6 protein-coding genes are annotated in these 5,385 nt (G+C 65.0%); 4 read left to right on the forward strand and 2 right to left on the reverse strand.

The annotated features are described in order from the left end of the window. The first annotated feature begins 476 nt into the window (after positions 1–476). From AC16XC_RS11055 to trhO, 4 genes are all read left to right on the forward strand, one after another. Positions 477–1,574, forward strand: coding sequence for a branched-chain amino acid aminotransferase (locus tag AC16XC_RS11055; RefSeq protein WP_484034711.1), 1,098 nt, complete (start codon positions 477–479; stop codon positions 1,572–1,574). Between the two features lie 14 nt (positions 1,575–1,588). Next, the gene (locus AC16XC_RS11060; protein ID WP_484034712.1) at positions 1,589–2,002 is read left to right on the forward strand and encodes a helix-turn-helix domain-containing protein; all 414 of its coding nucleotides are present in this window, start codon (positions 1,589–1,591) and stop codon (positions 2,000–2,002) included. A 151-nt stretch (positions 2,003–2,153) separates the two neighbouring features. Further along, a complete protein-coding gene (locus AC16XC_RS11065; RefSeq protein WP_484034713.1) occupies positions 2,154–2,690 on the forward strand; it encodes a DUF4199 domain-containing protein in 537 nt (178 codons plus the stop codon). Between the two features lie 96 nt (positions 2,691–2,786). After that, positions 2,787–3,728, forward strand: coding sequence for an oxygen-dependent tRNA uridine(34) hydroxylase TrhO (gene trhO, locus AC16XC_RS11070; RefSeq protein ID WP_484034714.1), 942 nt, complete (start codon positions 2,787–2,789; stop codon positions 3,726–3,728). On the opposite strand, the gene AC16XC_RS11075 is transcribed toward trhO, so the two are convergent. Both AC16XC_RS11075 and AC16XC_RS11080 read right to left on the reverse strand, forming a co-directional pair. Then, positions 3,725–4,732: a methyltransferase gene (locus tag AC16XC_RS11075; RefSeq protein ID WP_484034715.1), complete on the reverse strand. Its 1,008-nt coding sequence runs from the start codon at positions 4,730–4,732 to the stop codon at positions 3,725–3,727. The genes trhO and AC16XC_RS11075 overlap by 4 nt on opposite strands. A gap of 78 nt (positions 4,733–4,810) precedes the next feature. After that, positions 4,811–5,385 (reverse strand): ATP-binding cassette domain-containing protein (locus AC16XC_RS11080; protein WP_484034716.1); only part of this gene is annotated, 575 nt, incomplete at its 5' end.

The following is a 5,385-nucleotide window of genomic DNA, read 5'->3' on the forward strand; positions in this document are numbered from 1 at the left end:
GCCCGCGCGCAGCGCAGGCCGGAAGTCGCGTATTCTGACGGGGAAAAAGTTAAATGCAAGTCTTGTGTTGCGGCGCATCATGACTCACATATGCGGCAGCCGCCAAAAACGGCTTTGGCTTCAACAGCGCGAAAGGAGGTGACCGATGTCTCATGGTTCAGCAGGGAGGTCGGTAACAACCCGCGCGGAGCATTATCGTAGCGCCTGAGATACGATAAAGGCTTCGTGAGCGGACCTTTCCGGCCGCTGACCATGCGAAGGGCCACTCGGACTTGCCGCGTGGCCCTTCTCATTTCATTTCGCGCTATCGCTTCGCCAATTGATCACGAGATTTCTCATCCATGAAACCTTCAAATGGCTGAAACCCGCCGATTTCCTCACATTTGAGACTATCTCAAATGCAACCTTATGTTCCCTTGCGCCTTCGCCCGCGAAGCCTTAACCGGCCATCTGGACAGCAACGAAAACCAAGATTGATGGCAGACTACTCCGCTACCGAATTCCGCCGCATCGCCCATCCCTCCCCGACCGGGCTGGCCGAACGCAACGCCGCACTCGCCAATCCGGGCTTCGGCAAGGTCTTTTCCGACCATATGGTCATGATCGATTATGTCGAGGGGCTCGGCTGGCACAATGCCAAGGTCGGCCCGCGCGAACCGATCAGCCTCGATCCGGCCACCGCGGTGCTGCATTATGCGCAGGAAATCTTCGAAGGCTTGAAGGCCTATCGCCTGAAGGATGGCGGCACGGCCCTGTTCCGCCCGGAAAAGAACGCCCAGCGCTTCAACAATTCGGCCGAGCGGCTGGCGATGCCGCATATGCCCGAGGAAACCTTCATCCAGGCGATCCGCGAGCTGGTCGCCGCCGATGCCGACTGGTTCCCGAGCGTCGAGGGCGGATCGCTTTACCTCAGGCCGTTCGCCTTCGCGTCCGAGCCGTTCCTCGGCGTGCGCCCGGCCAAGGAATACAAGTTCCTGGTGATTGCCAGCCCGGCGGGCAATTATTTCAAATCCGGCGCGCCGGCGGTCTCGATCTGGGTCTCCTCCGACTATACCCGCGCCGCGCCGGGCGGCACCGGCGCCGCCAAGTGCGGCGGGAATTACGCCGCGAGCCTCGTCCCGCAGGCCGAAGCGATGGCGCACGGCCACGACCAGGTCGTGTTCCTCGACGCCAGGGAACGCAAATGGATCGAGGAACTGGGGGGCATGAACCTGTTCTTCGTGTTCGACGACGGGTCGCTGGTCACCCCGCCGCTCGGCGGTTCGATCCTGCCGGGGATCACCCGCGACAGCCTGATCACGCTCGCCCGCGAGGAAGGCCTCGCGATCCACGAGCAGCCCTATTCGCTCGACCAGTGGCGCGACGATGCGCGCAGCGGCAGACTGGTCGAGACCTTCGCCTGCGGCACCGCCGCGGTGGTCACCCCCGTAGGCCGTGTCGCCGGGCATGACGGCGAATTCACCATCGGCAGCGGCGGACCGGGCCAGCTGACCACCCGGCTGCGCGAGAAGCTGGTCGGGATCCAGCGCGGCACCCTGCCCGATACCCACGGCTGGGTGATGCGGCTCGATTGAGCATGGCCGGGCGCATGATCCGCCCGATCCTGATCTGCGGCACCGCAATCGCCGCGCTGGCGGTGTTGATGGCATGGATGGATTACCGCCATCTCGCCCGCGCCTGGAGTACCGAGTTCTATGTCGGCGCGGTGGCGGCGATCTTCGTGGTGCTCGGCATCTGGGTGGGCAACCGGCTGACACCCAGGGCGCGCCCGGCGGAGTTCGCGCGCAACGAGGCCGCGCTGGCCTATCTCGGCATCTCGGTGCGCGAATGCGAAGTGCTCGAATTGCTGGCGGCGGGCTATTCGAACAAGCTGATCGCGCGGCGGCTCGAGATCTCGCCCAACACGGTGAAGACGCATGTGGCCAGGCTGTTCGAGAAGCTCGAGGCCACCAGCCGGACGCAGGCGATCGCCAAGGCGCGGGAGCTGCGGCTGCTGCCCTAACCCCTCTTTCGTTATTTCGGACTTGTGCCGGCGTGACTGGATGGAAAGCGTTCCAAAATCACGATTTGCCCCAAATCACCCGTTTGGGCGATAGTGCGGCGTGGGCGAACGCGGCATCTCCCCGGCATCGTTCGCTACAAGGGGAATCGACATGACCATGAAGCGCATCGTCGCCGTCTATGGCTGCATCGCCGGGGTGATCCTGGTGATCGGCTTCGAAGGCTCGATCGCCACCGGCCTGATGGGGATGGACTCCAGCGGCATGGTGCTGGGCTATCTCATCATGCTGGTGGCGCTCAGCATGGTATTCGTGGGGGTGAAGAAATACCGCGACGAGCAATTGGGCGGCGTGATCCGCTTCGGCACGGCCTTGGGACTGGGCGCCGGCATCACGGCGGTGGCATCGGGCTTCTACGTCGCGGGATGGGAAGCCTACCTGTTCGCCACCGACTATGCCTTCATGCCGGACTACATCGCCGCGACGATCGAGGCCCAGCGTTCGGCCGGCGCCTCCGCCGCCGAACTGGCCGCGCTCGAAACCGAGCTGGCCGGCTATGTCGAACTATACGCCAACCCGCTGACCCGCATGGCGGTCACGCTGACCGAGATCGCGCCGGTGGCGCTGCTGGCCCCGGTTATCTCGGCTCTGCTGCTGCGTAATCCGCGTTTCATGCCGGCGCAGAAGTGACCTCGGCTGCGTGATGCGGCTCGATAGATCCGGCTCCTCTCCCCTTAATGGGAGAGGGGATGGCGATAATCGGTTTTTCGGCTAGAGCGCCCGCCCATGACCGCCCAACCCATCACAGTCGCCGCGCTCTACAGGTTCACGCCGTTCGCGGACCACGCGGCGCTGTGTGCGCCGCTCTTGGCCAAATGCGACAGCGTCGGCGTGAAAGGCACGCTGCTGCTCGCCCATGAAGGGATCAACGGCACGATCGCCGGGTCGGACAATGCCATCGGCGAAGTGCTCGCCTTCATCCGCGCCCTGCCCGGCTGCGCGGACCTGGACGTCAAGCTCTCCACGGCGCGCGACATGCCGTTCCACCGGATGAAGGTCCGCCTGAAGCGCGAGATCGTCACCATGGGCGAGCCGGACATCGACCCGCTCGCCAGCGCCGGGACCTATGTCGAGCCCGAGGACTGGAACGACCTGATTTCGGACCCGGAAACCATCGTGATCGATACCCGCAACGCTTACGAGGTCGCGATCGGCAGCTTCGCAGGCGCGATCGATCCCGGGACGAAGAGCTTCCGCGATTTCCCCGCCTGGTTCCGCGCCGAACGCGAGCGCCTGCTGGGAGCGGGCAAACAACCACGAGTGGCGATGTATTGCACCGGCGGGATCCGCTGCGAGAAATCGACTGCGTTCCTCAAGCAGGAGGGCGTCGAACAGGTGTTCCACCTCAAGGGCGGGATTCTCAAATATCTCGAGCAGGTGCCCGCGCAAGCGAGCCTGTGGCGCGGCGAATGTTTCGTGTTCGACCAGCGGGTGTCGCTCGGCCACGGGCTGGCGCAGGGCGATTACGACCTCTGCCATGCCTGCCGCCGGCCGATAACCGAGGAGGACATGGCCTCGCCGCTCTACGCACAGGGCGTCAGTTGCCCCTATTGCCATGCCGAGCGCGACGAAGGGCAGCGCGCGCGCTATGCCGAACGCCAGCGGCAGGAGGAGCTCGCCGCCCGGCGCGGTACGCGGCATATCGGGGCGGAAATGCCCGAGAGCTAGACCGGCACCGCCTCGATCACGCTGTGGCCGCCGGGATTGCGGGTCACGCGGTCGATCACGAAGCCGGTGGCCGCGAACAGCACCTCGAATTCGCCCAGTTTGCGCTCGCGCCCGGTGTCCCACACCATCATCGCAATGTCGGTGCCCTGCGCCTCGTCGGGAGCAGGGATATCCTGCAGGATATGGTCCATCACCGCCAGCCGGCCCCCCGGATTGATCGCGCGGCGGATATTGGCGAGGATCTGGCGGCATTCGTCATCGTGCCAGTCATGCAGGATCTGCTTCATCGTGTAGAGATCGGCCGAGGGCACCGCTTCGAAGAAGCTTCCGCCGACCAGTTCCACGCGATCCGCCAATGGCGATGCCGCGATCGCCGGGCGGGCGATCTCGATCGTGCCCGGCAGGTCGAACAAGATGCCCTTCGTGCCCGGATATTCGCCCAGGATGCTGAGCAGCAGATCGCCCATGCTGCCGCCGATATCGGCCACGGTTTCGAACGGATGGAAGCGGTGCTGAACGTGGACGAATCTTTCAAAGCGCCGCGTCATCCAGCCCATGAAGCTGCCGAAGGCGGCGGCTGCCTCGGGCTTTTGCGCGAAGAATTCGAACACCGGCTGGCCGAAGAACAGTTCGAAGGGGATCCGGTCGTCGCGCAGGCCTTCATAGAGCTTCGACGAGGCCATGCCCGAAACCAGCTCGTTGGCGATCAGTCCCTGGGCATCGAGCATGGCTGACGTCCGATCTGATCCGGCATAAGTGCCATCGGCCCGGCCCTCGACCACCTCATGTGCGACCAGGAAATCGAGCAGGCGGCGCAGCCTGTCTTCCGGGAGGCCGCAGTCCTTGGCCAGGTCGCCCGCTGTCGCGGGGCCCTCAAGCAGTTTCGCAGAAACGCCCGAGCGGTTGACCGCATCCATCGCGGCTATCCCGAAAACCGCGGAATTGAGCCAGCCGAACAGATCGTCCGGATTGTCGAAATACTGACCGAAGGCGCGTGAGCCCATCCACATTCCTCCCAAACAGGCTCGCTAGCCCGAATCCGGTCTATCACCGGAGCCCACTGCGGCAATCCCCAATCGGGCTCAACCCATGCGGATCACACTCTCGGTCAGCCTCTCGACCTCGCGCGGCTCGTGGCTGACATAGAGGATCGGCAGGATGAGCTCGTCGCGGATGCGCTCGACCACGCGCAGGATTTCCTCACCGCGCGCGGCGTCGAGCGAGGTCAGCGGCTCGTCGAGCAGCAGGAATTTCGGCGCGGCGAGCAGCGCGCGGCCGATCGCGACCCGGCGGATTTCGCCGCCCGACAGCGTCTCGGGCGCGCGGGCAAGCAAATGGCCGATCCCGAGGAAATCGAGCACTTCGGGCCGCGTGATCCAGCGCTCCCCGACCGGGGCGAGCTTCTCGCCATAGGCGAGGTTGGCGCTCACGCTCAGATGCGGGAACAGCCGCCCATGCTGGAAAACATAGCCCGCGCGGCGCGCTTCGGGCTTGAGGTCGATCACCGCTGCGCTGTCGAACAGCACCCGCCCGCCGACCGCGATCCGGCCCCTGTCGGGCCGGATCAGCCCGGCGATGCAATTGAGCACGGTGGTCTTGCCGATTCCCGAAGGACCGGTGAGCGCGACCAAGGGCGCGTCGCGCGCTTCGTCGAGCG

Source organism: Candidatus Andeanibacterium sp. (genome assembly GCF_057143545.1).